At 63.8% G+C, this 26,241-nt stretch carries 25 protein-coding genes and 1 pseudogene; 16 read left to right on the top strand and 10 right to left on the bottom strand.

The window, feature by feature from the left end; all coding sequences use genetic code 11:
- Window positions 1-100 precede the first annotated feature (100 nt).
- Window positions 101-1,660, top strand: coding sequence for an ArnT family glycosyltransferase (locus AC3IMC_RS15680; protein ID WP_490919515.1), 1,560 nt, complete (start codon window positions 101-103; stop codon window positions 1,658-1,660).
- Window positions 1,661-2,035: 375 nt separating this feature from the next.
- Here AC3IMC_RS15680 and AC3IMC_RS15685 read toward each other — a convergent pair.
- Window positions 2,036-3,106: pseudogene (locus tag AC3IMC_RS15685) on the bottom strand (IS110 family RNA-guided transposase).
- A 685-nt stretch (window positions 3,107-3,791) separates the two neighbouring features.
- Between AC3IMC_RS15685 and AC3IMC_RS15690 the strand changes: the two are divergent.
- The 8 genes from AC3IMC_RS15690 (at window position 3,792) to AC3IMC_RS15725 (ending at window position 10,246) form a co-directional block, all read left to right on the top strand.
- A complete protein-coding gene (locus AC3IMC_RS15690; RefSeq protein ID WP_490919517.1) occupies window positions 3,792-4,223 on the top strand; it encodes a hypothetical protein in 432 nt (143 codons plus the stop codon).
- 86 nt (window positions 4,224-4,309) lie between these two features.
- Window positions 4,310-4,531, top strand: coding sequence for a hypothetical protein (locus AC3IMC_RS15695; protein ID WP_490919518.1), 222 nt, complete (start codon window positions 4,310-4,312; stop codon window positions 4,529-4,531).
- Between the two features lie 109 nt (window positions 4,532-4,640).
- Window positions 4,641-4,946, top strand: a complete 306-nt coding sequence (locus AC3IMC_RS15700) for a hypothetical protein (protein WP_490919519.1) — start codon at window positions 4,641-4,643, stop codon at window positions 4,944-4,946.
- On the top strand, window positions 4,924-5,196 hold the full coding sequence (locus AC3IMC_RS15705; RefSeq protein WP_490919520.1) for a hypothetical protein: 273 nt from the start codon (window positions 4,924-4,926) through the stop codon (window positions 5,194-5,196). Before AC3IMC_RS15700 ends, AC3IMC_RS15705 begins: the two co-directional genes overlap by 23 nt.
- Before the next feature lie 48 nt (window positions 5,197-5,244).
- The gene (locus AC3IMC_RS15710) at window positions 5,245-6,438 is read left to right on the top strand and encodes a tyrosine-type recombinase/integrase (RefSeq protein WP_490919522.1); all 1,194 of its coding nucleotides are present in this window, start codon (window positions 5,245-5,247) and stop codon (window positions 6,436-6,438) included.
- On the top strand, window positions 6,435-9,146 hold the full coding sequence (locus AC3IMC_RS15715) for a tyrosine-type recombinase/integrase (protein ID WP_490919523.1): 2,712 nt from the start codon (window positions 6,435-6,437) through the stop codon (window positions 9,144-9,146). Before AC3IMC_RS15710 ends, AC3IMC_RS15715 begins: the two co-directional genes overlap by 4 nt.
- A gap of 29 nt (window positions 9,147-9,175) precedes the next feature.
- Entirely contained in the window at window positions 9,176-9,718 is a 543-nt protein-coding gene (locus AC3IMC_RS15720; RefSeq protein WP_490919525.1) for a hypothetical protein, read from the top strand.
- A 243-nt stretch (window positions 9,719-9,961) separates the two neighbouring features.
- Window positions 9,962-10,246: a DUF427 domain-containing protein gene (locus tag AC3IMC_RS15725; protein ID WP_377973398.1), complete on the top strand. Its 285-nt coding sequence runs from the start codon at window positions 9,962-9,964 to the stop codon at window positions 10,244-10,246.
- Between the two features lie 11 nt (window positions 10,247-10,257).
- Here AC3IMC_RS15725 and AC3IMC_RS15730 read toward each other — a convergent pair whose 3' ends face one another.
- The gene (locus AC3IMC_RS15730; RefSeq protein ID WP_490919526.1) at window positions 10,258-10,647 is read right to left on the bottom strand and encodes a heavy metal-responsive transcriptional regulator; all 390 of its coding nucleotides are present in this window, start codon (window positions 10,645-10,647) and stop codon (window positions 10,258-10,260) included.
- 234 nt (window positions 10,648-10,881) lie between these two features.
- On the opposite strand from AC3IMC_RS15730, the gene merA reads away from it, so the two are divergent.
- The 6 genes from merA to AC3IMC_RS15760 all read left to right on the top strand — a co-directional run bounded on the left by merA (window position 10,882) and on the right by AC3IMC_RS15760 (window position 17,688).
- Window positions 10,882-12,327, top strand: a complete 1,446-nt coding sequence (gene merA, locus AC3IMC_RS15735; RefSeq protein WP_490919527.1) for a mercury(II) reductase — start codon at window positions 10,882-10,884, stop codon at window positions 12,325-12,327.
- Window positions 12,328-12,373: 46 nt separating this feature from the next.
- Window positions 12,374-13,738 carry a dihydrolipoyl dehydrogenase family protein gene (locus tag AC3IMC_RS15740; RefSeq protein WP_490919528.1) on the top strand — a complete coding sequence of 455 codons (1,365 nt, stop codon included), beginning with the start codon at window positions 12,374-12,376 and terminating at the stop codon, window positions 13,736-13,738.
- Complete coding sequence (gene trxA / locus AC3IMC_RS15745; RefSeq protein WP_490919529.1) at window positions 13,735-14,070, top strand: thioredoxin; 336 nt, start codon at window positions 13,735-13,737, stop codon at window positions 14,068-14,070. Before AC3IMC_RS15740 ends, trxA begins: the two co-directional genes overlap by 4 nt.
- Window positions 14,071-14,371: 301 nt before the next feature.
- A complete protein-coding gene (locus tag AC3IMC_RS15750; RefSeq protein ID WP_490919530.1) occupies window positions 14,372-15,046 on the top strand; it encodes a haloacid dehalogenase type II in 675 nt (224 codons plus the stop codon).
- Between the two features lie 32 nt (window positions 15,047-15,078).
- A complete protein-coding gene (locus tag AC3IMC_RS15755; RefSeq protein ID WP_490919532.1) occupies window positions 15,079-15,825 on the top strand; it encodes a DUF427 domain-containing protein in 747 nt (248 codons plus the stop codon).
- Between the two features lie 345 nt (window positions 15,826-16,170).
- The gene (locus tag AC3IMC_RS15760) at window positions 16,171-17,688 is read left to right on the top strand and encodes a permease (protein WP_490919534.1); all 1,518 of its coding nucleotides are present in this window, start codon (window positions 16,171-16,173) and stop codon (window positions 17,686-17,688) included.
- 43 nt (window positions 17,689-17,731) lie between these two features.
- On the opposite strand, the gene AC3IMC_RS15765 is transcribed toward AC3IMC_RS15760, so the two are convergent.
- From AC3IMC_RS15765 to AC3IMC_RS15790, 6 genes are all read right to left on the bottom strand, one after another.
- Window positions 17,732-18,673 carry an ABC transporter substrate-binding protein gene (locus AC3IMC_RS15765; protein ID WP_490919536.1) on the bottom strand — a complete coding sequence of 314 codons (942 nt, stop codon included), beginning with the start codon at window positions 18,671-18,673 and terminating at the stop codon, window positions 17,732-17,734.
- 139 nt (window positions 18,674-18,812) lie between these two features.
- A complete protein-coding gene (locus tag AC3IMC_RS15770) occupies window positions 18,813-19,361 on the bottom strand; it encodes a carboxymuconolactone decarboxylase family protein (RefSeq protein ID WP_490919538.1) in 549 nt (182 codons plus the stop codon).
- 111 nt (window positions 19,362-19,472) lie between these two features.
- Window positions 19,473-20,261, bottom strand: coding sequence for a Crp/Fnr family transcriptional regulator (locus AC3IMC_RS15775; RefSeq protein ID WP_490919540.1), 789 nt, complete (start codon window positions 20,259-20,261; stop codon window positions 19,473-19,475).
- Window positions 20,251-20,712 (bottom strand): hypothetical protein, encoded by a 462-nt coding sequence (locus AC3IMC_RS15780; protein WP_490919542.1) that lies wholly within the window; start codon window positions 20,710-20,712, stop codon window positions 20,251-20,253. The genes AC3IMC_RS15775 and AC3IMC_RS15780 overlap by 11 nt, the downstream gene beginning before the upstream one ends.
- A 371-nt stretch (window positions 20,713-21,083) precedes the next feature.
- The gene (locus AC3IMC_RS15785; RefSeq protein WP_490919544.1) at window positions 21,084-22,472 is read right to left on the bottom strand and encodes a hypothetical protein; all 1,389 of its coding nucleotides are present in this window, start codon (window positions 22,470-22,472) and stop codon (window positions 21,084-21,086) included.
- Between the two features lie 70 nt (window positions 22,473-22,542).
- Complete coding sequence (locus AC3IMC_RS15790; protein ID WP_490919546.1) at window positions 22,543-23,175, bottom strand: class I SAM-dependent methyltransferase; 633 nt, start codon at window positions 23,173-23,175, stop codon at window positions 22,543-22,545.
- Between the two features lie 165 nt (window positions 23,176-23,340).
- Between AC3IMC_RS15790 and AC3IMC_RS15795 the strand changes: the two genes are divergently transcribed.
- Window positions 23,341-24,792, top strand: a complete 1,452-nt coding sequence (locus AC3IMC_RS15795; RefSeq protein WP_490919548.1) for a dihydrolipoyl dehydrogenase family protein — start codon at window positions 23,341-23,343, stop codon at window positions 24,790-24,792.
- Here the strand turns inward: AC3IMC_RS15795 and AC3IMC_RS15800 are convergent.
- Complete coding sequence (locus AC3IMC_RS15800; protein WP_490919550.1) at window positions 24,746-25,372, bottom strand: CDP-alcohol phosphatidyltransferase family protein; 627 nt, start codon at window positions 25,370-25,372, stop codon at window positions 24,746-24,748. The two genes, AC3IMC_RS15795 and AC3IMC_RS15800, sit on opposite strands and share 47 nt — an antisense overlap.
- Window positions 25,365-26,015, bottom strand: coding sequence for a TVP38/TMEM64 family protein (locus tag AC3IMC_RS15805; RefSeq protein ID WP_490919552.1), 651 nt, complete (start codon window positions 26,013-26,015; stop codon window positions 25,365-25,367). The genes AC3IMC_RS15800 and AC3IMC_RS15805 overlap by 8 nt, the downstream gene beginning before the upstream one ends.
- Between the last annotated feature and the right edge of the window lie 226 nt (window positions 26,016-26,241).

Here is a 26,241-nt window from a genome sequence, read left to right on the forward strand (position 1 = left end):
GACCGCCGCTTCCGATGCTCAAAGGGCCCCAGAGACTGATGATCGCCGCTCAGCGGCCTTACGAAGTTTGAGGTCGAGGCTGCTGCATGCCGCTCCGCTGATGGCGGTCCTGACACTCGTTGCGATCCTCTACGGCGTAAACCTTCAGGGCTACCCCGAGTTCATTAATGACGACGAGGGTACGTACTTCGCCCAGGCCTGGGCTGTTTCCAATGAAGGGGCGGTGGCGCACTACACCTACTGGTACGACCACCCGCCTCTCGGCTGGATGCAGATGGCGTTGCTACTCCAGCCGGCGCAGTGGATCTGGGGTGGCAACATGCCGGTCGAAACCGCCGGCCGCGGCATGATGATGCTCACCGCGGTCGTTGCGGCTGCCCTCATTTTCAAGATCGCCCGCAACATTGGACTGCCCAAATACGTTGCGCTCGTCGCCCCGCTCTTGTGGGCTTTCTGCCCGCTGACAATTTTCTATGGCCGCCAGATCTTCCTCGACAACATCTCGATGGTGTGGCTGCTGGCCTGCTTCGCCCTGGCCACGGGCAAACCCAAACTCCACTACCACGTCGCGGCAGGAGCTGCCTTCGGAATAGCAGTGCTGAGCAAAGAGACCGCTGCCGTGGCGTTGCCGGCCATACTGCTCGCACTGTGGGTATTTGCGTGGCCGCGCACCCGGGCCTTCTCCTTCGCCGGTTTCCTGGGAACAGCTGGTTTCCTGGTTAGCGGCTGGATCCTGTTCGCCATGATCAAAAGTGAGCTCGTGCCCGGCGCCGGCCACGTCTCGCTGTGGGAGGCCATTACGTGGCAGCTCTATGGACGTGGCGGAGCGGGGTTTATGTTCACCGAAGGCTCCGGGGCGAACAACATCCTCAAGGAATGGCTGCGGCATGACCCGTACCTAGTCATCGCCGGGATGCTGCTGAGCGTCGTGGGGCTGTTCTCCCGGCGCTCACGTCCTATCGCGCTCGTCCCCGTGCTGTACCTGCTCGTCTCACTTCGAGGCGGCTACATCCCCGCCATGTACGTCATCACTCCACTGCCCTTCTTTGCGTTGGTCATCGTCTACCTCTCATGGAAGCTCTGGCACGCCGCCAGCTTCCAACTCGCAGGAGCATTCAAATGGCCCGGACGGGCAGTCATCGCAGCATCGGTTGCCGCGTTAGCGTTCGCCGTCACCCCTTCATGGGGGGCCGAGTCAGGACGCGCTCTGACCGAAAACCAAAACGTCGCCTACGAGCAGGCACTCGCCTATGTGGATGCCAACCTGCCCAGGAACACAACTGTTCTCACGGATGACAACTCGTGGAATGGCCTCGTGAAAATGGGATGGAGCGCTGATGGATGGTCCGGCCCGCTCTGGCACTTCAAGCTCGACCGGGACCCCTTGGCCCAGGCCAAGAACTTGCCTGACGGCTGGAAAGACGTCGACTACATCCTCCTCGGCCGCCCCATGGAAGTCTTCGTCGGAGGGGAGATCCTGAGCAAGGAGAACGCTCCGCTTGCCAACGCCGCTCTCTCCCACAGCAAACTTGTAAAAGCGTGGGGGCCAGTAGGCCTTCAGGTCAGGCTGCTGAAGGTGGACCCTTCCATGGACCCGGTGGACCCCGCATGGATGCGGCTACACCCCGACCAGGCACCAACCGCATCCATCGCTCCCTGATTTATCCTAAACGCGCTGCGCAATCTCTTCACGCGAGGACCTGACCTCCCCAGTGTCTTGAAAACCAAAGGGTTTTGAGACGGTTCGGAGCCTAGCGCGGGATCCCAGAACTTCCCGCCGCGGGCATCTAGGAGGGAGCAGGCGGAGCTTAAGTGGTGGAACCGCAAAGGACCGGCTACAGGCGCGACGATAGCGATTGCTCAGGACCTGCTACTTCTTGCGTCGCCGAGTAGCTGGCGTTGAGCGGACCTCTATTGCGTCCTGGGGAGGATTGTTCGAGGCTCGGCAACGGGCGGCCCGCCGTACTAACAACACCGCACCGGCCACCGCGAACGGGGTGGGCAACCGCCGGCTGCTTTAACTTCTGCAACATGGTCACCCCGATTCCGCAGTGGCGTAAAGAACGTTGAGCTGGCGGTAGAGCGTTCGGGCGATATAGCGCTTGAGGGACCTGCGGATTTCACGGTAGCTACGACCTTCTTGGGTGCGTTTAGCGACGTAGTCCCGTGTTTCGGGGTCATGGACCATCTTGGTCATGGTGATGGTGTGCAAGGCTCGGTTTAGACGTCTATCGCCGCCCCGGTTAAGCCTGTGTCGGACAGTGTTACCGCTTGAGGCTGGCAAGGGATTCACGCCTGCCAGTGAGGCGAAGGCGGCTTCGCTGCGAACCCTTCCTGGATGTGACCACGCTGTCAGGACCGTCGCGACCGTGACAGCCCCGGTGCCCACCATCTCCAACAGCGGCGCCGCGGGGCTTTGCTGGATTAGTTCTGTCATGCGCTTCTGGTTCGCAGCCAGCTGAGTGGTCACTTCGAGAACGCGGCGAGACAACCGGACTGCTTCCTCGCGGGCGATCGATAGTTCGATCGGTTCCTGTCGTTCCCGCCATCTGGTGATTGTGGTGATCTGGGCGGGAACCAGTGATTTACGGGCGTCGATTCCGAGATCATGTGTCCGGAGTAGGGCGATGAGTGCGTTGACATTCATTGTGCGATCCCGGGTCAGCTGATCTCGGGCTGCGCTGAGGATCCTGAGTCCGGCACGGGTTCCTTCATCTCAGCGCGGAGTGCGGAGCTGGGACTCCTCTACGTTCAGGACAGCGGTTCCGATGGCTGCGGCGTCCAGCGGGTCGGATTTGCCGATCCCCCGGCGCGCTCGGGCGTTTATTCGTGGGGCCTCGGCGACGTCGTAGCCGGCGTCGGTAGCTGCGCGGGCCAGACGTGCACCATAAGAGCCGATACCCTCAATGGCCCATAGACAGGCCATATCGCCGTCTGTCCGTCGGCCTACCCACGCAAGTGCGCGGGACATCCCCGCCGGGGTGGTCGGGAACTGCTCGCACCCGATTTGCCGCTTGGTACTGGCGTCGATGATGGCGTAAGTGTGTGTGCGGGCGTGACAATCCACTCCGATGACGAACGGGCGGGTCTGCGCAACGATGGTCAACGCGGCCACCCTCCTTCCTTTCGAACGGGCAAGACTGGTCGCATCACGACCGGTGTTGAACCTGGGAGATGTCACTTCGAGGCAAAACTGTGATGAGCCACAACCTCAGGGGCCGGGCAAGCTTCTGATCAAGCCACCGTCGTGGGACAGGTCAACGCCGGCCGCTCCACCCAGCGCGGACAAATCGGGGGAAACGCACCTCAAGGGGCAATTGTTTTTTCGAGTCACGCGCCAGACAGAACGACCGGCATCAACACTGCCAGCTAGTCCCAGACCAACCACGTCAAGACTCACAGTTGTTTTTTGGCTGCTGGCGAAGCTTGCGGAGCTGTGCCCGTGCAGGCCCGTCTACCCGTAGGGCAAGGGGCAGGAAATTTCCGGAGGAAATAAGCGAGGAACGAGCGCCGGAGGGAAATTCCTGGCCCGCAGGCCCCGGAGGAACGGAGGGGCTAGAGGGGCCGGAACGGGTACGTACAATCCGAAGGACAGCAGCCAAAAAAGTCGTAGACAAGGCAGGGCCAGGGGGTCCGGAGCTCTGCGACGGCGCGCCCTGGACCCAACAGCCGGCCGCGTCAGCGGACGCCCTTCAACTGGTTGGAGCGCAGCGGAAACCAGGGCGAGCCCCGCGAGCCTGTCTTTCGCCCGCCCGGGTGCAGTGCCGGACCCGTCTGGTAGTTTGCGGGGCATGGCGCTGAAACACCTGAAACATTGCGGAGCTTGCGGTGAAATGGTCGATCCCAGCGCCGGCCCACACACCCATGAAATGAAGACGTGCAAAAAGTGCGAGGAGCTGTTGCCGGCGGATGCTTTCGCCCTCCATCAGTCCAGCACTGATGGCCGCCGACATGTTTGTCTCCGGTGCGCCGCCGGTCAATCAGCGACAGCCCGGGTGCAACGGGTTATCGAAAAGGACAAGCAGTTCCGGGACGATAAGGAAAAGCTCAAAGAGCACGGCTACCGTTGGGTCCGGCGGGTCGTTCAGTCTGGCCCGGATCCCGTCTTTCGTTGGGCATTGCTGGATCCCCAGGGGCAGGAAGTGTCCAAGGAACAAGCCCTGGGGGATATTGCCCTCGCGGAAAACCCTGAGCCCGATGACTTCGACTACCCGGTTTACTAAGAGGAGATATGGCTTTTCGACTGCGGGACTTTCTTGGCCGACGCCGGACACCAGCTGCAGCTGAATCTTTCCCTGTGGCGTCCCCCGTGGAGGCAGAACGCCCGCCGCTGACACCGGCCCAACTGGCCGACTTGGAAGAGGCCTGGGCCGAGCTTCGGCAGGCCGCCCAAGAAGCCGGCGTCAAGTCATTCCGTGCCTGTACGCGTGACGGCAGCCGCTGGGAGGAAAATCTCGACTCCGTGCGGGCCATGACCCGCACGATCAACGGCAGACAGAAGGACAGGGACGAAGAACCGAAGGACCTGTAGGCAGGAAACCTGGTCCTGTTGTCGGACCCCTCACTGATACTGACAAGGATGGCGGCCATTCGTTCGGCCGCCATTCTTCGGTGTGTCTATTCGAATATATATTCTAAGGTTGTGGTATGTCCTCCGAGAGTTTTGCGGCCGCTCTGCAGGCGCAGTACGCACGGCGGGCCGGCCCAATCCGGTCAAGAACGGGTATCCGGGCATCCCGGTGAAGGCGTGGATCCGGTTCCCGAACTGCGCCGAACTGGTGGACGGCGAAGTGTTCGCCTGGACAGCGAAAGCAGCCGAAGTGACGTGGAAGGACGGGCCGGTCACGTACCGGACCTGGGTATGGAGCTCGGCGGTCACCCGCCGGGAGGAAATGATGAACAGGAACTTGGGAGAGCGGACCCGTGGCAAGAACAGCAGTAAGTGATAAACCCCTGGACGTCCCGGTGCAGGTCCGGTTTACCGCGAAGGGCATTCCCCTGGCCGTCAGGTATGACGACCGGATCTGGGCCGTGGCCGCGGAACCAGTGCGCTGGTTCACCCGGGCGGACTGGTGGAAGACCGCTAAACGGGCGCCGGTCGGCTGCGGCGACCTAGTGAGCGTCGAACACTGGCAGGTCCAGGTCCGCCTTATCTACCCCCAACTGGGGTTCACAGGGATGTGTGTTCTGAACTAGGGTCGTCTCGGAACGCACGGATTATCTACCCCGACGAGGTACGTCCGCATGGCGCAGTCACTGATTCCGTTTCCGTCGACCAACCAGCCGAACCCCTCGATTCCCCGGCAATGGATCGCGTTCAGAGTCATCCACAAAGCCGGAGGCCCATCGTGGGCCGTGGTGGACGCTTCCACCTACCAACTGCATCCAGAAGCCAGCTCATACCTTCACTACCTCTTTGGTTCCTCCCGGTCCACGAACACCCTCAGGGCATACGCCCAACGCCTCGCCGCCTTCCTCACCTGGCTCGGCCCAGCCCGATTGAACTGGGCCGACGGCGTACCCGTTGTTTCACGGTTCATCCGGGAACTAGCTGTCTCTCCGTTGCCCAACGCTGAATCGGACATGGAATACCGCGAGCCGCGTTATCGCAGCGGGAAAACGATGAATCAGTACGCCGCGGCCTTGACCCAGTTCTACATGTGGGCTGCCCGCAACGATCTGATCAGTGAGAAGACCGCTGCCGGTTTCTATGAGACCCGAATCGCATACGGCTTTTCCGGTGAGAGGCTCCTGCCGGGCAAGGTATCCAAGGCCAGGGCCGTGCGGGTCAAGGAAGTCGAAGAAGCCCCCAAGCTTCTCGACGAACACGCTGCCCACTCGCTGCTCTCGGCGATGACCAACCGGCGTGACCGCTTCCTGGTGGCACTGATGCTCGAAACAGGCATCCGGATCGGCGAAGCGCTGGGCCTGCGGACCAAGGATCTGCACCTCTTCCATGACTGCCGCGGTCTCGGCTGCGCGACCGTCGGCCCTCACATCCATGTCCGTCGGCGCCAGAACCCCAACACCGCCTTGTCAAAGTCCGCGAATCCGCGCAGCATCCCGGTCACCGAAACGGTCTGCACCCTGTACCACCTCTACGCTGAGGACCGCATCGACCGCTTGGACGTGGACTCAAGCCCCATGGTCTTCGTTAACCTGTACTCCCGGCCTCACGCCGGGGAGGCGATGAAGTACTCCAACGCCGTCAAGATGTTCTACCGTTCCTCAGGCCGAGCCGGTCTCCGGGTCAACCCGCACATGACACGGCATACCGCTGCGACCCGTTGGAAACGGGCCGGAGTGCCGGGACCGGACGTCCAGGAACTGCTCGGGCACCGCAGCGCCTCGTCACAGCACGTATACGAGCATGCCAGCGACCAAGATCTTCGCGACGCCATCGAAAGTGTCCGGTCAGGTTCGGGGCGGCGGCAATGACCGGCGCACGGAAGGCCGCGCCTGATCTTGCTCATTCCCCAGCACGGGCGGAACCGGTCGACCCGTCTTTGGACCTCTCCCGGTTCCAGGACATGCTCGCCCAGGAAATCCGGGACGATTGGCGCCCGAGCGAATGGGACAGCACGACGTGGATATTCACCGGAGTGCCGGGCCATCTGGGAACCCTCGTCAACGGCTGCAAATTCCCCGGATGCTCCCGTCCCTCGTTCACCCGCCGTAGCGGGCTGTGCAATGTCTGCACGGGCCGCTACATCCGGCACACCAAACGCATGGGCGCCATGAGCGCCGAAGACTGGATCAACCGGGCAGCCGAACTGCAGAGGACGAACTGGGCATCCCGCGTCGAACCGATCCTGTGCTCGGTGGCAAACTGCACAAACCGCAGTAAGGGCCTGGGCGTGCCCCTGATGGCCGCCACCGACGGAAACCCCCGACGATGGCACCAGAAAAAGGACCGACTGCCTCCCCTATGCCTGGGCCACCATCCCATCAGGACCGTTCCAGACATCCCAGCGTGGGTGGCCGCCCAGGAAGCCAAGCCAGTCACGGCACCGGAATACTGCGCCGTCCCATGGTGCGGCTACAAACGGCACCCCGCCAACCGGATCGGACTCTGCCGGCGCCATTCAAAGCTGATCGCCACCCAGGGCGAGCTGGCTTTGCACCTCCAGCGGGAAGCGGTCGTCTCGATCGAACCCGACGGTTACCGGGAAATCCACGCCCCCGCCGCAGCAACAGCAGGATACGAACTCAACCTCGCTGCATTGCGCGGGCACCACCCGGGATTGGCCACCGAACTGTTGTGGGCCCTTCAGCACCAGGACCGCATTGGCTTCCCCATCAATATCGTCACAACCCGGGCCCTCATCCGTTCGGCCATGGACTTCCCGCAGGCCACGAAATCCTTCCTCAACGCCGACACCCGGGCCCTGTCCGAGAGCAAGGTCATGCGCTCAGTAAATGCCTGGTCGATGTTCCGCGTGGTGCGGGCGCGATTACTCGAACGCTACGTCCCGTGGTCCACCAACGGCGATCTTCTCCGGTCAGACCTCATCCCATTCGGCCTGCTGACGACGTCATCCAACAGATCCGGGTCGGCCCGCTCCATGGCAGCCCTGGACTTCCGGCCTATACCCCTGGAATGGGCCCGGCAAATGACCAAGCTCTGGATCCTCGAGCGATCCACCACGGAAACTTCCGCGACGACCCTCATCACCCACGTCGCACGGCTTTGCACCGACTTTGTCGTCCAGTGCGCGGCGCGGAACCTCCCCTCGCCCACCCACGCGTCCGAACTCACCCGGGAACACGGCAAGATCCTGGCACAGGCTCTGGCATGCCTGGCCCGGCTCGACGGGCAACCCCTGCCCAACAGCTACAAACGGCTCCTTGGATCAACTCTTGCCAGCATGATCGACTATGCCCGGAAAAACTCGGACCTGTTCGAAAACACTACTCTCTCCTTCGCCCTGGACTACGACCTGCAGATCCCCCTCGAAGACAACCCAGGGGCAGATGAAGACGATGAGACCGGACGGGCAATTCCCGAACCCGTCATCGAGTACCTCTTCGAGCAATTGCCCACTGCACGAGTCTCCAACCCCGCATCAGCCTCTGCCCCCAACGACGTCTACAAAGCAGCGTTCACCTGCTACCTGACCCTCCTGCGCGACGCCGGACGCCGACCCAGCGAAACCGCCAGCCTCCGCCGTGACTGCCTCAGCTACGACAACACCGGCCAAGCCACCCTGCTCTGGCACAACGGCAAAGGAAGACGCAGAGGCAGGCGCCTGCCCATCTGGGCAGAAACCGCACAAGCCCTGGAGACATGGTTTAGCGTCCGGGACCAACACATCACGGCGATGCCCGCCGGGCAGCAGGATTGGCTTTTTCCCACTTTCCGTCCCAGGGCCCGGGACAAACACCTCAAGACAACGTGGTTCAACAAACGGCTCCGGAACTGGATCGACCTCGACCTTCCCGACCTGCCCGGCCCTGCGGAGGGGCCCGGAGCAGGAGCACCATTCTGCAAGACGAGCGTTTTCGCGTACGCGTTCCGCCACTCCTACTGCCAACGACTGGCGGACGCGGGAGTCCCCCAGGAAACCCTCCGCCGCCTCATGGACCACCGGTCCGCCGACACCACAGCGCAGTACTACACGGTGAGCAACGCACGAAAACGCAAAGCCATCGACTCCGTCAAAAGGCTTTCCTTCGACGCCCAGGGGGCACACTCCCCCGTCGCCGAAGACCTTTACTCCATGGCGGCGGTCGCCGTTCCATTCGGCAACTGCACCGAACCGACCAACATCAAAGCAGCGGGCAAAGCATGCCCCGCACGTTTCCAATGCGCCGGCTGCACATTCTTCAGATCCGACCCTTCCCACCTCCCAGACCTCAAGGCGCATCTGGAACGGATGAAAGAAGACCTCGCCTGGCAGATCGCGCAGAACCTTCGACCCTCACTCATCACCGACACCCGGAACGAAATCGAGGCGTTCACCGCTCTCATCGCCGCGCAGGAAACACGGCTCGCTGATCTGCCCCACAGCGAAAGGGAGTCCCTCGCGGAAGCCTCCGCCGTACTGCGCCGGCTCCGTGCCAGCGTCCCGACCGCCGTCGAGAAACCCTTCATCCCGGTCGGAAGCCTCAAGATCAAGACCCGCACAGTCGAGGATGAAGGATGAGAACCCACTTAGGCTCGAAAACAGCTGCAATGGTGCAGCAACGAAAGAAAGACAGCAAAATCAAAAGACAGGCAGTCCTGGCCACCATCGATGCGATGACACGGACAAACACTCCTATCACCGTCGCAGATGTTGCTCGCCGTGCCGGCGTCAGCCCCTGGCTCGTCCGCCAACCACCCCTCCTCGCGCACCTAAGAAAAGCACAGGCCAGCCTACATGGACCGACAACTGAACGGACACCAAACCCAGCCACCGGCTCGCTCCTTGTCGAACGCGACCTTCTGCGCAAGGAGAACCAACGGCTCCGCCACGAACTACAACGGCATCAGCTCCGCATCTCCGAACTGCTTGGGGACCAGATCGACGGCACGGACGCCCACTCCCAATCCGTCAAGATCCAGGAACTGACAGACCAAAACGCAATTCTTACCCGGCACGCCAGCGACGCGAGCCAAGAGCTCCGGCAACTGAAACGGAAAGCAGAAGGGCTTGCCTCCGACCTGGACGCAGCCCACAGCGTCAACCGATCCCTAATGGCCGAAATAAACCGGCCAGCACGGGGCCGCGCCTAATTCCCGGTGAGTTCCGGCGAAGAGCTTCCGGACGCGACACCTGTTGTCAGCCGGACCAGACGCATTCCAGGCTTTCGGTGCCCCGGACAGCACCACCGATCCCGATGGGTGTGTGTTCCAGATCGCAGAAGAGGCGGCGGGGTCCGCCTATCGTTGCCGCTACCGGAGCAACATCATTGGCCCGTGTTGGTAGGGGGCATTGTCCGGTACATCCGCTTCAAGGAAACGATCAGAGGTAAGGACATGGTCAGGGCAATCTGGAATGGGAAAGTCATTGCCGAGTCGGAGGACACTGTCGTGGTTGAAGGCAATCACTATTTCCCGCGTGAGGCAGTGAATCCGCTCTACCTGAAGGACAGCGACATGTATTCGGTCTGCCCGTGGAAGGGGCGGGCGAGTTATCACACACTGGAGGTAGACGGCCAGGTCAACGTTGATGCGGCATGGTTTTACAGTGACCCGAAAAAGCGGGCTGCGCCGATCAAGGACCGTGTTGCTTTCTGGCGGGGCGTGCGGATCGAGGAATGACGCGGCGGGGATCAGAGGTAGCTGCAGATCCTGGATTGGTCACACGCAGCCGGGTCCCCGGCCGCTACGGCCTGGTAGGAGGCCGCGACCCCTGCCCGCAGTGCGGTCAGTTCCGCAATCCTCGAATCCAGCTCGGCCAGCTGGCCGGCGAGAATATCCCGGACATGGGCACAGGGGGCACTGCCGGGCTCCCGGACAGCCAGGATGCTGCGGATCTGGTTCACGGACAGCCCCGCCGCCCTGCCCCGGGCAATGAAATCAAGCCGGTCCACGCTGTCTGCGTCGTAATGACGGTAGCCATTGGTGCCCCGTGGCGCAGGCGGGAGCAGCCCCTGCTCTTCATAAAACCGCAGGGTCTTGGGCGTCATCCCTACAACTTTGGCAACTTCACCGATACGCATATGCGGTCCTCATTTCCACGAGGGGCCACGACACTTTTGAGGGCCCGGGCGATGGCTACATTCCAGTTTAGGTGAAGGTTTCCCCATCTATTGGAATCTTCTGCGCCCAGAAGCGTGGTCTTCTTGACCTTCCCCCACAGGGGAAGGTGGATGGTGGGAGGAGGAAATGCAAGCACCTGTCCGGAACGGAGCCAGGCCCGTCGCTGGCTCGTCAATGCCATCAATGGAGGTTCCATGTCTGCCGTGCAGCGTTTTGACTTTGATCTGGCGATCATCGGTTCAGGTGGCGGTGCCTTCGCCGCGGCCATCCGTGCCACCAACTTGGGCAAGAGCGTATTGATGGTCGAGCGGTCCACCATCGGTGGGACCTGTGTGAACACCGGGTGCGTTCCTTCCAAGGCGCTGCTCGCCGCTGCCGAGGCCCGCCATGTGGCTCTCGACGCCGGAAGCAGGTTTCCGGGGATCGCTGCGGGTGCCGGCGCGGTGGACATGTCGGCATTGATCGGCGGGAAGCGTGCCTTGGTGGAAGGGATGCGCTCGGAGAAGTATGCCGACCTGATTGAGGACTACGGCTGGGAGCTCCGCCAGGGAACTGCGGCCTTTGCCGGCACGCCTGAAGACCCGGTGCTGGACATTGTCTCGGCCGGCGGCGGCCAAGAGTCGGTGTCCGCGGCACACTACCTGGTGGCCACGGGTTCTGAGCCGTGGGCTCCCCCGGTGTCGGGGCTGCAGGACACCGGCTACCTGACATCGACGACGGCGATGGAACTGGAGGAGGTCCCGGAGTCCCTGCTGGTGGTCGGCGGAGGTTTCGTGGCCTTGGAGCAGGCCCAGCTGTTCGCCCGGCTGGGATCCAAGGTGACCATGCTGGTCCGCTCCCGGCTCGCCTCATCGGAGGAACCCGAAGTCTCACTGGCACTAATGAGCGTCTTCACCGACGAGGGCATCCGCGTCATTCGCCGCGCCACTCTGGCCTCGGTCGCGACCGATGAGAGCACGGGCGGTGTGACGGCGGTGGCTGACGTCGCCGGCAGCCGCCACGAATTCCGTGCCGCCCGGCTGCTGATGGCAACGGGACGGCGCCCGGTCACCGATGGACTGAACCTGGACACGGTGGGGGTGAAGATCGGGGACCGCGGCGAAATCCTGGTGCAAAACACCCTGGCCAGCACGAACCCGAGGGTCTGGGCCGCGGGCGATGTGACGGGGCACCGGGAGTTCGTCTATGTCGCGTCCGCCCACGGCGCTCTCGCTGTGGACAACGCGTTCAATGACGCCGGCCGCGAAGTCGACTACCGGCACCTGCCCCGGGTGGCCTTTACCAGCCCGGCCATGGCCGCCGTCGGACTGACCGACAAGGAAGCCAACGGCGCGGGTGCCAGCTGTGAATGCCGTGTCCTGCCGCTGGAGTATGTTCCGCGGGCCCTGGTGAACCGGGACACCCGCGGCTTCATCAAGCTCGTGGCCGAGAACGAAACTGGGAAGATCCTGGGCCTCACCGCAGTAGGCAAGGAAGCAGGCGACCTGGCCGCGGCAGGGGTCTACATCCTGGAAGCAGGGATGACCGTTGAACAGGTCGCCAATCTGTGGAGCCCCTACCTGACCATGGCCGAAGGCATCAAGATCGCGGCCCAGTCTTACACCACCGACATCTCCCGGCTCTCCTGCTGCGCAGCATGACCACGGACCCGGGGTACGCCAACACCAACGAGAAAGGCAGGAACTGATGGATGAACACTTCGATGTTGCTGTCCTGGGCATGGGCCCGGGGGGCGAAGTGGCAGCCAGCCGGCTTCTGAAGGCTGGGACAAAGGTTGCCGTGATCGAACGCGAACTGATTGGCGGTGAATGCGCCTACTGGGCCTGCGTTCCTTCGAAAACCCTGCTCCGGCCGCCGGAAGCGAGGACTGCGGCGGCCCGGGCGGCCGGGGTCAGGGGAGTTGAGCTGGATTGGGCTGCTGCCAGTGATTACCGGGACTACATGATCCGCCACCTCGACGACAAGGCCCAGGTTGACGGCTACACGGGTCAGGGGGCGACGGTCATCAAAGCCGAAGGGAGGATGACCGGCCCCGGCACCCTGCAGGCCTGCGACAGGACAATCACCGCCGACCACATCATCATCGCCACCGGCTCCGAAGCGGTCATCCCCGACCTGGCAGGCGCAGAAGACGTGACCACCTGGACCAACCGGGAAACGTTCACTTCCACTACCTTGCCGGGGCGGGCGGTGGTGATTGGCGGCAGCGCGGTTGGCGTCGAAACAGCCACGTTCCTGGCCCGCTTCGGCGTGGACGTGACGCTGGTTCACCGCGGCACGGGTTTGCTGGAACACGAAGAACCCCGGGTTGGTGAACTGACCGGGCTCTACCTGCAAGAAGCCGCGGTGAAGGTGCGCCTTGGCGTTCGGGCTGTCCGTGCCAGGCGGGACGGAACAGACAGCTTTTTGGATCTCGACGACGGCACATCGGTGAGTACCGACGTCGTCATCTTCGCGACCGGCCGTCGGCCACGGAGCAAGGACCTCGGCTTCGAAACGGCCGGGGTAGCTCTCGATGCCCGGGGCGCGGTGCAGGTCGACGAGCATTGCAGGGCCGCAGACAATGTGTGGGCGATTGGTGATGCCACCGGCGTCATGCCCTTCACGCACGTGGCTAAGTACCAGGGCCGGATCGTGGCAGACGCCATCCTCGGCCGGCCACGCCCGGCCAGCTATCAGGGCATCCCCAGGGTGGTTTTCGGGGACCCGGAAATCGCGGCCGCCGGGATCACCCAGGCCCAAGCCGACGAGCAGGGACGAGCAACAGCGTTCGCCGAACTGGACCTGGCCAAATCACTTACCCGCCCCTGGACCTACGAGCAGGAACCACGCGGGAATCTCGGAATCCTCACCGACACCGACGAGGGGATCCTTATCGGGGCCTGGGCGGTGTCGCCCTTGGCCGGGGAATGGATCCACCAGGCTTCCCTCGCGATCCGCGCCAAAGTACCCATTGCCGTCCTTCACGACCAGGTCGCCCAGTTCCCCAGCTACAGTGAGGCCTTCCAGCTGGCCCTCGACAACCTCAAATACCGAAAGGAAACGCTATGAGCAGCGCAAAAGCTGTCACCGACAACACGTTTGAACACGAGGTCCTGCAAGCAGACAAGCCAGTCATCGTGGACTTCTGGGCCGACTGGTGCGGGCCCTGCAGGATGGTCTCCCCCGTCCTGGACCAGATCGCGGCCGAGCACGCAGGAACAGTCGACGTCGTGAAGGTCAACATCGACGAAAATCCTCAAGTCGCGGCGGAATACGGCATCACCTCCATCCCTGCCATCTACCTGTTCAACGACGGCGAACTGAAATCCTCAGTGATCGGTGCCCGACCCAAGCAATACCTCGAAAAAGAATTCGCGGTGTACCTGCAAGCCTCACACTGAGCCTCGGTGGAGATCATTGAAGGAGAACGAAGCGTCGAAGACGCACGACAGCTTTACGCACAGACGGCCGCCGCCTATGTGATGGGCCGGACGCCCCGTACGCCGGGCGGCTCCTCTTCACTCCCCCGCCCACTGGCGCTGCTGATCCTGACGCGTCATTCGCCGCCCCCGCCATGGTTGAGCAGATGATCAGAGATGCTTTTAGGGCCGGCGAATCCCCACGGTGATACCAGACTGTACCGTCCGGAAGCTCGTGGCCGGTACCGACCGCACCTTGCACGTACTACTGAAGGAGAACTGGATGAAACCCTCACTCATTGTTTTTGACGTCAACGAGACCCTGTCGGACATGTCCCCCATGGGCCAGCGGTTCCTCGACGTGGGGGCGCCGGCGCACCTGGCGAAGCTGTGGTTCGCCATCTTGTTGCGGGACGGTTTTGCCCTCACCGCCGCCGGAGACAACGGCAGCTTCGCCGGGATCGGCGCTGAAGCCCTACGGGGCCTGTTCAGCGGCATGGACCTGAATCGGGAGACTGAGGCCGCGGTGCAGCATGTCATGGCCGGGTTCTCCAGCCTCGGGCTGCACCCTGATGTCGTCGCCGGCGTCAGGGCCCTGCACGGTGCCGGATACCGCCTCGTCACGCTGACCAACGGCTCCACTCAGGTGGCAGAGAAGCTCTTCACCGTCGCCGGAATCCGGGACAGTTTTGAGCTGCTGCTTTCGGTGGAGGACGCCCCGGCCTGGAAACCCGGCAGGGCCTCCTATGAGTACGCGGCCTCTGTGTGCGGTACCCGGCCGGAGGAGATGCTCCTGGTCGCGGTCCATCCCTGGGACATTCACGGCGCGGCCCGCGCGGGCCTGGGAACCGCCTGGATCAACAGGACAGGGGGGACGTACCCGGCCTATTTCCAGACACCGGATCACACCGTGTCCTCCCTTGCTGATCTGGTCCCGGCCCTGTCCGAAGGAAACTGAGTCCCGGCATGGCTGTTCGGTTGAGTTCGGAAATGCGGTCGCTGGCTCATCATCTGCGGTACGAGCCAACACCGCGGAGGATCAGGGCGGACGCCGGCGGCCGGGCCATCGTGGATTCCCGGGATGCCTTTCTCGTCTTTGAGCCGCGGAAGCTGATCCCCGTCTTCGCGGTCCCTGAAACGGACATCGCCGCAGATCTCCAACCCTCTTCCAATGACAAGGGACGGGCCGGTCAGCGTTCGCACTTCGCCGCCCACACAGCCCAGGGCCAGGCACTGACCCTGAGAAGCGGGGACCTGGAACTGCCGGAAGCCGGGTTCCGGCTCACTGACGCAGACCTGGCCGGTCATATCCTGCTGGATTTCGACGCCTTTGACCGCTGGCGGGAGGAAGACCAAGTGATCGAAGGCCATCCGCGGGACCCCTTCCATCGGGTCGACGCACGTGCCTCCTCGCGCCACGTCAGGGTGGCCTACGGGACAACGGTCCTGGCCGAGAGCGCGCGGCCGGTGTTTGTCTACGAGACGATGTTGCCGGTGCGGACCTACGTGCCGCTGGAGGACGTCAACTTGGGGGTCCTGGAACGCTCCTCACACAGCACCATCTGTCCCTATAAGGGCACGGCATCGTACTGGTCGCTCACCGGCGCAGGATCAAAGGGCGAAAATATCGCCTGGAGCTATGAAAGTCCCCTCCCCGATGCCGGCCAGCTCACGGGCCTGATCGCCTTCTATGACGGACGGACAACCATTGACGTCGAAGGAAAAACCCATGCGTGAAGAACAACAATTGCCCAAGGCAGTAGATGTCAGAGGGACCGCGCCGCCCAGGCCACGGGCAGGAGGGGTCGAGGCCACGAGGGAAGAAGGTGTGATCAGGAGCAGGCACGAAAGGTTGCCGCAGCGTGATGAAGGGAAGGACATCCCGGCTTTGCCCGGCTGTGATGCCGGGGCTGCGGGCAGAATCGGGTTCGTACTTCGGGAACTTGGGCACCTCCTGGCGCTCTGGCAAGACCGCAAACGGACCACAGCGAGCCCAGGAGCCAAGCCTGGCCCTGGCTGTTCAGGGACTCGTCCGGCATTGGCCGGCCCCTCAGGCGTGAGGGACCGAGCGGGGACGCGCTGATGACGCTTTTGCAGACGGCGGGGCAGAGCGTCCTGGAGGCATTTTTCATGTTCTGGGCCACCTTATGGGCCCTGATTTTCGGATTCACGTTGTCTGGGGCCGTGCAGGCGTTCGTGTCCCGGCACGAGATGCAGAAAGCCATGGGTGACCACCGGGCCGGGACCGTGGTGCGCACCGGATTTCTCGGTGCGGCGTCTTCGAGCTGTTCCTACGCGGCCACCGCCTTGGCGAAATCACTGTTCCAGCGTGGCGCGGACTTCACTACCGCGATGGTCTTCATGGTCGCCTCCACGAACCTGGTAGTTGAACTCGGAATCGTGTTGTGGCTGCTGATCGGCTGGCAGTTCGCGCTGGCCGAATTTGTGGGTGGGGCCATCATGATTGCCCTGTTCGTCCTGATCGCCCCACGTGTTTTCCCCGCCGCCGAACTCGCCCAGGCCAGGGAACGGCTCAACGCCCGCGCTTCCGCCAAGGGCCGTGCCGCGGAGTCTGACGAGGCTGAGCGGCACGGGGTGAGCCTGCGGCAGCGGCTACGGTCGAAGGCAGGGTGGGCGGATGCGGCCGGTTACACTGTCTCGGACGTGAGCATGCTCCGCCGCGAGCTGCTCATCGGCTACCTGGTCGCCGGGATTCTGGCCGTCGCCGTGCCCGCTTCGGCCTACAGCGTCGTGTTCTTCTCCGGCCATGGGTTCTGGACGGATTTGGAAAACGTCATCGTGGGCCCGTTCGTGGCGTTCATTAGCTTCGTCTGCTCGATCGGGAACGTTCCCCTGGCCGCGGCCCTGTTCAAGGGCGGCCTGAGCTTCGGCGGTACCGTCGCGTTCGTGTTCGCGGACCTCATCGCCCTGCCGCTGGTCATCATTTACGGCAAGTTCTACGGGCGCCGGATCGCCGCCCGGATCTTCTTCTCGTTCTGGGCGGTCATGAGCGTTTCCGGGCTGGTCGTGGACCTGCTGTTCCGTGCCCTGGGCGTCCCCGCCCCGGACCGCCCGACAGAGATCGCCCGCACCTCCTTTGAATGGAACTACACCACGTGGTTGAACATCACCGCCATCGCCGTCGGCGCCGTCGTGTACTGGCTGTACCGGAACAGGGAACGCTTCGGCGGGATGGAGAAATACGCCAAGGACCCGGTGTGCGGGATGCAGGTGGAACGCGCACACGCCCCGGCCATCCATACCCACGCGGGGAGCACCTATTACTTCTGCTCGGACCGGTGTCACGAAAAATTCGTCAACGATCCCGGAAAATACATCAACCAGTCCGCTGCCGCGCCCATGGCACCGGGCACCAGTGCCTCGGAGCCGGAGGCAAACCGTGGCGAAAAGTCCCCTCGCATACCGCAAGAAGATACCGGTTTGGCGGGCGGTACCGTGACGGACCCGGTGTGCGGTATGAGCGTCGATGCAGCCAGCCCGGGCGCAGCCCTTGTTTACCACGGCAGGACCTACTACTTCTGCTCAGAAGGCTGCCGGGATACCTTCGCCGCTGACCCGGCCCGATACTCACATCTCTAATGCGCCTTAAGCGCCCGCTTGCAGTGGGTTGGTTCGCCGAACCTCAGCTGCTGCCGAGGTTCTTTTCCTTGAGCCAAGCTGCCGCGGCGTCCCGGGGGCTTTGTTTGGCATCCCCGGAGACTTTTTTGTTCAGTTGCACCAGGTCGTCCGTGGTGAGGACCCGCGATACTTTGTTGAGGATGTCCTTGGCTTTGCTGCCCACCCGGTCGCTGCGGATCAGAGGCAAAACCTGCTGGGACGCGAAGTTGTTCTTGGGATCTTCAAGGGCGATCAGGTTGTTGCCGGCAATCAGCGGTGACGTGCTGAAGATGTCCGCCGCCTGGATCTTGTCATCCAGCAGCGCCCGGAGGGTCACGGGGCCGCCGCCGTCGTTGAAGGGGACAAACTCCTTCGGGACGCAGCCGTAGTTCGCCTTAAGTCCGGGCAAGCCCTGGGGCCTTTCCTGCGCCTCGGGCGGCATCCCCAGCGCAATCCGGTCGCAAACCTTCCCCAGGTCCTCGAGGCTTTTCAGCCCGTACTTGGTGGCGGTTTGTGCTGTGATGACGATCGAGTCTTTGTCCTCAGCAGCGGCCGGTTCGAGCACAGCCAGCCCGGACGGAAGCTTGCCCGGCAGTTCTTTCATCACGTCCGCCGCGCTGGTTGCCGTGGCGCTCTTGTCCACGTACCGCAGCAGGTTGCCGCTGTAGTCGGGGACCAGGTCGATTGAACCGTCCTGCACGGCCCTGACATATACCTCCCGGGATCCGATTTGCGGTTTGGTCTGGGCGGGGACGCCTCCTGCATTGAGGGCACCGGCGTAGATCTCAGCGAGTATCTCACTTTCGGGAAAGTTTGCTGACCCCACGAGCAGCGGGCCTGCGGCTGTCGCCGCGCCTGTCCCGGGTTTGTCTTGCAGAGGGTTTGATGGTGAGCTGCAGGCGGACACGCCCAGAACGAGCAGGAAACCGGTCATTATGCTGGCTGGCCGGATAAAAGAGTTCCACATAAGTCTTCCTCGAGGGTAGGTCCTGGATGACCGGGCTGTAGCTGCAAAGGGTGCCGGCAAGAGGCCGGACGAAGCAACCGCCGCCGGTTCCCCCGAGGCCCCGGCAGCGTGCGGGGACACCCGTGGGAACGGCGTGGCGCTAGGAGTTCAGCGGCGGTGCAGCGGGAACGTCCAGCTCTGTCCCGGCGTAATGGTTGAAGTAGTTCGTGAAGAGGTTCGCGGCGATGTGTGCGAATGCCTCGGCGAGCTCTTCGTCAGTCCATCCGGCGTCCAGTGCTGCCTGCCACACGGGCTCGGAGACGTTCCCGGTTCGAGCCGCCGCTTCGCGTGCTACCTCAGTGATGGCGGCGAGTTTGGGGTCGAAGTCCACTTCACCGGCACGGATCGCGATGATTTGTTCTTCGCTGAACCCGGCTTTATGGGCCGAGACCGTGTGCGCGCCCTGGCAGTAGTCGCAGTCGTTCTGGTTGCCGACGGCCAGGGCGATGGCTTCCCTGGTCCGTGCATCGAAGGTTCCGTGGGCGGCAATAGCCTGGGAGATGCCGTTGTAGGCTGCGATCACAACCGGGGAATGAGCCATTCCGGCGTGGATGTTCAGCAGCTTTCCCATCCGCTTTTCCATGGTAGCGGCCAGGTCTTTGGACCCGTGGGGAGCGGTATCGAGGGTGTGTGCGGGAATGCGGGGCATGTGTGGCTCCTTTGATGTCTTCTGTGGTGTCGGGTCGATAAGGGCTGTCCACTTCCGGGGTGGGAGGTCCCCGGATACCGGAAGGCGCGGGAGTGATGGAGCGGCCGCAGGTCACAGGCCGCTGCTCACTGCCGCCGAGCGCAGGGCTCCCGGGTTCTGGATGGTGATGCGGCCGCGGCCCTGGCGGATGATTCCTTTGCCTGCAAAGTCTGCCAACGCCTTGCTGGTCGCTTCCCGGGTTGCGCCGAGAAGACCGGCGATCTGTTCGTGCGTGAGGCGGATGGCTTTACCCTGGCCGAAGCGGCCGCTCGGCGCGGCAGCGTCGAGGCTGATCAACAGGGAAGCGGTGCGGGCCAACAGTGGCCGCAACGCGAGGTCTGTGAGGCGTTCCTCCAGCCGGGCTACCTGTTCCCCGAGCAGCCGGGAAATGCGGATGGCTATGCGGGGGTCAGAGATCAGGTACCGCTCCACGTCCTCGACGCCGAGTTGGCAAATGGCTGAGTCCTCGATGGCCTCGGCGTAGTTGTCATACATGCGCTGGCCCACGAGCAGCATTTCCCCGAACACGGCCCCCGGCTCGAGGATCGCCATGGTGAGGGCCTTGCCGTCCTCGGTGACACGGAAAATCCGGATCCTGCCCGATTTGAGGATAAACAGGGCGGTGACGGGCTGGGACTGGCTAAAGACAAGTTCCCCGCGACGGAACATCCGGGCCGGCGCCATCATGTCCATCGCGCGCATCTCCTCAGCGCTCAGGTCCGCGAAGAGATCCACCTCATTGAGGCACGTGAACGGATCATCGGGCCCTGAGGTGAGGGGGTATGGTTCCCGTTGGCCCGGAGACCAGGGCCGGGGGCCACCGACGGCGGCCTCCAGCCCCTCTTCCCATTTATCGCTCATCGGCGGTCTTCAGGACCCGGACTGCGACCACGGCGAGAATGATTCCGTAGATCAGGTGGCCCATGAGAGACCATCCGGCCGCCGCGTTCACCATGAAGAGCGGCATGCCGAGCATCATGGGCATGATCAGCAGGGGGCCAAGAACCCACCAGAGCGCCCCGTAGGCCATGCCGATCAGCGCTCCCCTCTTATAGGTCTTCAGAAGCCAGGCGAACGGCACTGTCAGGCCCAACCCGATCAGGATGGAGATCACCATGTGGATTCCGAAGCCCACCAGGGGCGAGTTCGAACCGACCATGGAGGCGATCATCGGAAGCATGCCCATCATGGCCATCAGCACGCCGAAGACCAAGCCACCGGCGATACCGCCGATGACGCCTGCGCTGATGCGCCTGGCAAAGTGGTGCGGGACGGCGTGTGGCTCGTGTGCCACCGGAGATGTAGCGGACATCGTCGTGCTGCCTTTCGTTGAAGCGGAACTGCTTACGTTCGAAAGATAGGCCTGGAGCAATGGGCTGTTCTGTAAACGTGGACACATAACGGGGCGGGTTAAGACGGGGTGCCTGGAAGGGCAGCCCGGCCCTGATCGGGAGGCCGGGCATCAGGTGTCAGCCCGCCTTTTCCATGACGTGCCCACAGCAGCATCTGGGATTGCTGTCGCCCCCGCGCCCAGGGGCCGCACCCTTGGTAACGGTAATTTCGCAGCCACAGTCCCGATCCGGGCAACGGTAAACCTCGCCTTCCTGCAATGCCATGACCAGCTCCCTTCCTCAGGTATTGATTGGCGGTAAATTCACGCTAAAACATTCCAGTCAGGGGAAGTCAAGGGTGTACGGGGGGCTCTCCGTGTCCGCGAGGGGTCAGTGGAAGGAGTTTGCGCAGCCCGGCGTTTTCGGCAGGGTCAAGCACTGAGTGCTGCACGCACGCGGGAACGAGCTGGCCGGTGTCGGGATGGCTCATCGTGTACATGCAGGCGCCCAGCCGTTCCTGGACCTCCCGGGTTTTCGGGTCCTCACTAACCACGCCCTTCTCCATCAGGTCCCAGGCCGGTGCGACGTCGGCCGCGTCCATGAAGTTGTGCACGACGAAGGTCCGGAAGGAAAGTTGGTTGGCGCGGGCGGCGGCGAAGATGTGGTGCAGGCCGCCGACGCGTCGGGCCAGGCGCTGCCCGAAGCGCAGGACCACGGGGACCTCACCCGGGTGGGCGATCAGGGCCCTGATGATCTTGGCGGCAACAATCCAGTGGGGTGTTCCGCCGAAGTACATGCCGCCAAAATCGGCCAGCAGCCGGTCCCGGGCCTCAATATCGTCCGGGTCGTCCGGGTCAATCAGGGGCGCGAGAGTCCCGCCGGCCCGCAGGACCACCGCGGTCCGGTTGCAGCGTATGTCCCCGAACTGGGTGCCCTGCCACGGAATCCGCTGCCCGGCACCTTGCTCGATCCGGTCCCAGACTGCATCAATGGTGACATTGGCGAAGTCCTTGCCCCATCTCCTGTCATCGCCCATATAGGCGGCGGGCTGGAAGGAGAGCATATCGAACGGCATCCCCAGAACAGAGCCGGTGACACCGGGGACCTGGTCGATGTTCGCTGGGGTGACGGTCATACTGTGGGCGATGTAGGAGCCGACGCCGTGGTCCTTCCGGAGAGCTGTGAACATGGCGGCGAACCGCTCCCGGTACGGATCCAGCTCCGACTCGCTCCGCGGCCGGGGCACTCCCCTGCGCCCGCGCATGAGCGAGTCAAAATGGGCGGCGAACGATACTTTCCGGAACCGTGGCTGTCCGTTCCCGTCCAGGGCGACGTCGAGGAGGTACCGGTAGTCGAAGTCCCCGTGGGTCATGGACATCGGTTCGCGCCCGGCTGCGCGCATGGCAAGAAGCGCTGCAGCGTGGTCCTGGGCCGGGAGCAGGCTCACTTCCCCGCCGATCAGCTGGGCGTGCGCGCGGGGTCCGCGCAGGCGGCGGAGGAGCGCCATCTGCTCGGTCACCGCGTTGACGGTGTGGCCGCCGTCGATCCTTACCTTGTTCGCGTCTGCTGAGTGGTAGCACGGCGTACAGGTCAAGTTGCATCTGGGGAAGACGCCGTGGGTTCCTTCGCAGCCCACCGCGGTCCTGCCCAGCAGCTGGGCAGGGGTTTTGACGTGCCCGGGCAGCTCGGCCCACCGCCGGTCCAGCGCGGCGCGGCTCTCCGGATGAACCGGCCTGGTCACCCGTTCAAGGTGGCGTAAAAAGGCCGCAAATGAGCGCATACCGGCAACCCTACGGTGCGCGTCTGCCGTGTTAAGTAATCTCGCGCACAGAGCCGGGCGCTGGAAGCGGCCAAAATGGGTCTTTGTGAAGAGCCCCTGCACGGATCTGCAAATGTCCTGCCCGGGCGGAAAACCGGACGACCTGGGTGCAGTCCTCTTCCACAGCCTGCCAGGGGTGCGCAGTGATGTCTGCACCACCCAGGGTACACGCCGCCCGCGCCAAGGGCGTGAGCAGCCGGGCCCACCCCTCCGGATCCTTCATGTCCACCACCGCCACCCGCGCCTCAGCCCGTACCAGTGCCTTGAGGTTCGCCCAGGCCCGCCGCCACTCGGGCATCAGCGACAGCGCATAGGTAGCCAACGCGGCGCCGGATCTTGGGGATCCGCCCTGTTCCTGAACGGCGGTCCGGATGGCTGCCGAGTCCAGGAGGCCGGCGTCGGCCTGGATGAGGATGATGTTCTCCCACCCGGCTTTACTGGCGCGCCGGCGGGCCTGTTCAAGCATCTGAGCGCTCCGGTCGATGCCGACAATCGTGCCGGCAGGACCTATGCGCTCCTGGAGAAGGGGGAAATTGAGTCCGGTTCCGCAGCCCACATCCAGGACCTGCTCCCCCGGCCGTGGCGCCAGCGCCTCAATCCCCCGGACCCGTCCGGCCCGATACACCGGGTACTCGCCGGAGAGCGCGTCGTAAAACGGCGCGAATGCTGTGTACTTGTCAGGAATATCTCTCTCCCTTTGAACCAGGCCCCACCCCGGACCAGCAAAACAGGCCCGACCGCCGGAATCCTGCGCGGCAGCAGGCAGGTATCAACCGTAAGGAACTTCATCATGGCACCCACCGACGGAATCATTGACCTCCTTGTCCTGGGCGGAGGGACGGCAGGAATCATCGGCGCCAAGACCGCAGCAGGTTTCGGCGCCCGCACGGTCCTGGTGGAACAAGAGCGTACCGGCGGGGACTGTCTCTGGACCGGCTGCGTCCCTTCCAAGACGCTCATCTCCGCGGCCGCGCAGGCAAGAAGCCAGCGCCCGGCTGGCGGTGGGAACCCCGACTTCTCTGCAATCCGGGAACGCATCGCCGCGGCCATCCGGGCCATCGAGCCCGCGGACACTCCCGCAGCCCTGGAAGCGGCCGGGGTTGAAGTCCTCTCCGGACACGTGTCCTTCACCGGCCCGGGAACGGCCGTCCTGAACGCGGAAGTCCTCCGGTTCCGGCAGGCCCTGATCGCCACCGGCGGCGAACCCGCCAAACCCCCAATCACCGGGCTGGACCCCGCCCGCACGGTCACATCCGAAACGGTGTGGGACCTCACCGCCCTGCCCGGCCGGCTTGCCATCCTGGGCGGCGGCCCGATCGCCTGCGAATTGGGCCAGGCCTTCGCCCGGCTCGGCGCCGACGTCACCATGATCGTCCGCTCCCGCATCCTGGCCAAGGAGACGCCGGAAGCGGTGGACATCATCCGCGAGAGCCTCAAGGCAGACGGCGTGACTATTTTGGAAAATTCCAGCATCAGCCACGCCACCAGCCCCGCTCAGGGGCACAGGCTGCATCTGGACGACGGGACCACAGTGGACGCTGACACCGTGCTCCTGGCAGCAGGACGAACCCCCCGCACCACCGGCATCGGCCTTGAACACGTGGGCGTCCGCCTCGACGACCGCGGGCATGTCCTCACCAATGAACACATGCAGACCACCAATCCCCTGATCTGGGCGGCAGGAGATGTCACCACCCACCCGCAGTTCACCCACCTTGCCGGCGTCCACGCCAGCGTTGCAGCATCCAACGCCGTCCTGGGGCTCCGACGCCGGATCAGCCCCGCCGTCCCGCGCGTCACCTACACCTCACCGGAGATCGCCGCCGTGACAAGCGGCGGGTCCGGGCAACCGGTAACCTCCCGGACCGTGTGGGATTCCCACCTTGACCGGGCCGTCACCGAGGACAGGACCGAGGGCTTCACCGAGCTTCTGGTGGGCCGCGGCGGCCGCGTTATGGGCGGCACCATCGTGGGTCCCCGGGCGGGGGAATCCCTGGCCGAACTGTCCCTGGCCGTGCACAAGAAACTCACCACGTCCGATATTGCCGGCGCCACCCACGCCTACCCAACCTACTCCGACGGGGTCTGGAACGCCGCAGTCCTCGATGTCCGCGAACGCCTCCGCTCCCCGCTGCGCCGCACCGCCATCAAGGCGCTGGCGACGCTCCGGCGCCTGGCCCTTGACGCCCGCCGGATCAACTCAAAGCCCGGTAACCGGCCACAATCCGATGCCCGGCACTGACCCCCACCACCAGGGCCCAGACGGCGGCAATAACCCAGGCAAAGTCCGAGATGACCAACCACAGGCTGTGCACCACCACGGTCTCCGCTCCCTCTGCCAGTCCACCAAGAAACGACAGAGACCGTCCGTCATCAATGCGGCGACCGGTCTTCTCCGCAATGGAAGAGAAGGCCAGAAACACCGCGCCATTGATGTTGTAGGTGAAAAGGACCAGCAGGAAGGGCAGCCACGGGGCGCCGAAAGCCGCCGTGGCACCCATCCCCACGCCGACCACCGTGGCGCCATACACAACGAAGTCCGCGCTGATGTCCCAAAAGCCGCCCCGGCCCGGATCTTCCTCCCCTGACCGGCGCCGCCGGAGGCGAGCCAAGGGGCCGTCCAGGCCGTCAGCGGCCCGGCACAGCAGCCAGGCAGCAAGCGCGGGAATCCACCACTGGGCCGCGGCAAGCCCGGCACTGGCCAGGCCAAACAACAGGTTCAGCCCGGTCAGCCGGTCCGGTGTAATCCAGCGCCGGTCCATGGCAGCCGCCACCCGGTCCAGCACGGGTCCTGTCCTAGTCCGCAGTGCAGCGTCAAACACATTCCGCCCCTTTGCGGCGCTTCCGCACAGCCACGACCAGCCCCGCAAGGGTCAACAGGCCAAGCCCGGCCAAGGCGGTCTGGACCTGCCAGCCAAACTGCAGCCCGAAAGCCCCCAACGTCACATAACTGACCGTACCGGGCAGGATGCCCAACGCCGTACCCAGCAAATAGTGCCACCAGCCAACAGACGTGGCCCCGGCCAGGTAATTGATCGCCGTGAACGGCAGCACCGGAACCAGCCTCACACCAACCACTGCAACAAACCCCCGCCGCCCCAACACCTCATCCAGCTTCCCCGCCCTGGCGCCCGTGTAATTCTCCACAGCCTCCCGACCCAACCAGCGCCCCAACCAGAACGCGGCCGATGCACCCAGCAGCGCTGCCGCCACCACCAGACCTACTCCCCCTACAAAGCCAAAGACCACGCCCGCGCCGATCGTCAGCACGCTCTTGGGCACCGGTGTAAGAATCAGCGCCGCATATCCAAGGATGAAAACCGCCGGACCCCAGCGGGTCCCCGTGAAGTACTGCTGCACCTCCTCCACAGTCGGGACAGGGAACAGCAGCGCGGCCACAGCAGCAGCTGCGACAAACAAAACCAACACCATAAGACGTACCCAAGCACGGCGGTGGCCCGTCATGCCGCCACTATTCTGATTCCCGCATCGTCGCTCCTCATGAGGTGGAAAGCGTCAGCCAACGCCTACCGAATCAAGCTAAGCCCGGCTAACGTGCTGGTCTGTAATCTGCCGCACAGAACCCCTGACCCTCTCGCCCAGAGTTGATATACACGACGCAGCACCTTCCTATTCTGTACGTGCCAAACGTAACTAACCCGCCGCCGCTGCTCTGACCTGCAGAAATGGA

This window comes from Arthrobacter sp. E70 (assembly GCF_058266945.1).

What these genes read in the sequence shown, in the direction of transcription:
- AC3IMC_RS15680 (WP_490919515.1), top strand. Translation starts at nt 101, where the DNA reads ATGGCGGTCCTGACACTCGTTGCGATCCTCTACGGCGTAAACCTTCAG.
- AC3IMC_RS15690 (WP_490919517.1), top strand. Translation starts at nt 3,792, where the DNA reads ATGGCGCTGAAACACCTGAAACATTGCGGAGCTTGCGGTGAAATGGTC.
- AC3IMC_RS15710 (WP_490919522.1), top strand. Translation starts at nt 5,245, where the DNA reads ATGGCGCAGTCACTGATTCCGTTTCCGTCGACCAACCAGCCGAACCCC.
- AC3IMC_RS15715 (WP_490919523.1), top strand. Translation starts at nt 6,435, where the DNA reads ATGACCGGCGCACGGAAGGCCGCGCCTGATCTTGCTCATTCCCCAGCA.
- AC3IMC_RS15720 (WP_490919525.1), top strand. Translation starts at nt 9,176, where the DNA reads ATGGTGCAGCAACGAAAGAAAGACAGCAAAATCAAAAGACAGGCAGTC.
- AC3IMC_RS15725 (WP_377973398.1), top strand. Translation starts at nt 9,962, where the DNA reads ATGGTCAGGGCAATCTGGAATGGGAAAGTCATTGCCGAGTCGGAGGAC.
- AC3IMC_RS15730 (WP_490919526.1), bottom strand. Translation starts at nt 10,647, where the DNA reads ATGCGTATCGGTGAAGTTGCCAAAGTTGTAGGGATGACGCCCAAGACC.
- merA (WP_490919527.1), top strand. Translation starts at nt 10,882, where the DNA reads ATGTCTGCCGTGCAGCGTTTTGACTTTGATCTGGCGATCATCGGTTCA.
- AC3IMC_RS15740 (WP_490919528.1), top strand. Translation starts at nt 12,374, where the DNA reads ATGGATGAACACTTCGATGTTGCTGTCCTGGGCATGGGCCCGGGGGGC.
- trxA (WP_490919529.1), top strand. Translation starts at nt 13,735, where the DNA reads ATGAGCAGCGCAAAAGCTGTCACCGACAACACGTTTGAACACGAGGTC.
- AC3IMC_RS15750 (WP_490919530.1), top strand. Translation starts at nt 14,372, where the DNA reads ATGAAACCCTCACTCATTGTTTTTGACGTCAACGAGACCCTGTCGGAC.
- AC3IMC_RS15755 (WP_490919532.1), top strand. Translation starts at nt 15,079, where the DNA reads ATGCGGTCGCTGGCTCATCATCTGCGGTACGAGCCAACACCGCGGAGG.
- AC3IMC_RS15760 (WP_490919534.1), top strand. Translation starts at nt 16,171, where the DNA reads ATGACGCTTTTGCAGACGGCGGGGCAGAGCGTCCTGGAGGCATTTTTC.
- AC3IMC_RS15765 (WP_490919536.1), bottom strand. Translation starts at nt 18,673, where the DNA reads ATGTGGAACTCTTTTATCCGGCCAGCCAGCATAATGACCGGTTTCCTG.
- AC3IMC_RS15770 (WP_490919538.1), bottom strand. Translation starts at nt 19,361, where the DNA reads ATGCCCCGCATTCCCGCACACACCCTCGATACCGCTCCCCACGGGTCC.
- AC3IMC_RS15775 (WP_490919540.1), bottom strand. Translation starts at nt 20,261, where the DNA reads ATGAGCGATAAATGGGAAGAGGGGCTGGAGGCCGCCGTCGGTGGCCCC.
- AC3IMC_RS15780 (WP_490919542.1), bottom strand. Translation starts at nt 20,712, where the DNA reads ATGTCCGCTACATCTCCGGTGGCACACGAGCCACACGCCGTCCCGCAC.
- AC3IMC_RS15795 (WP_490919548.1), top strand. Translation starts at nt 23,341, where the DNA reads ATGGCACCCACCGACGGAATCATTGACCTCCTTGTCCTGGGCGGAGGG.
- AC3IMC_RS15805 (WP_490919552.1), bottom strand. Translation starts at nt 26,015, where the DNA reads ATGACGGGCCACCGCCGTGCTTGGGTACGTCTTATGGTGTTGGTTTTG.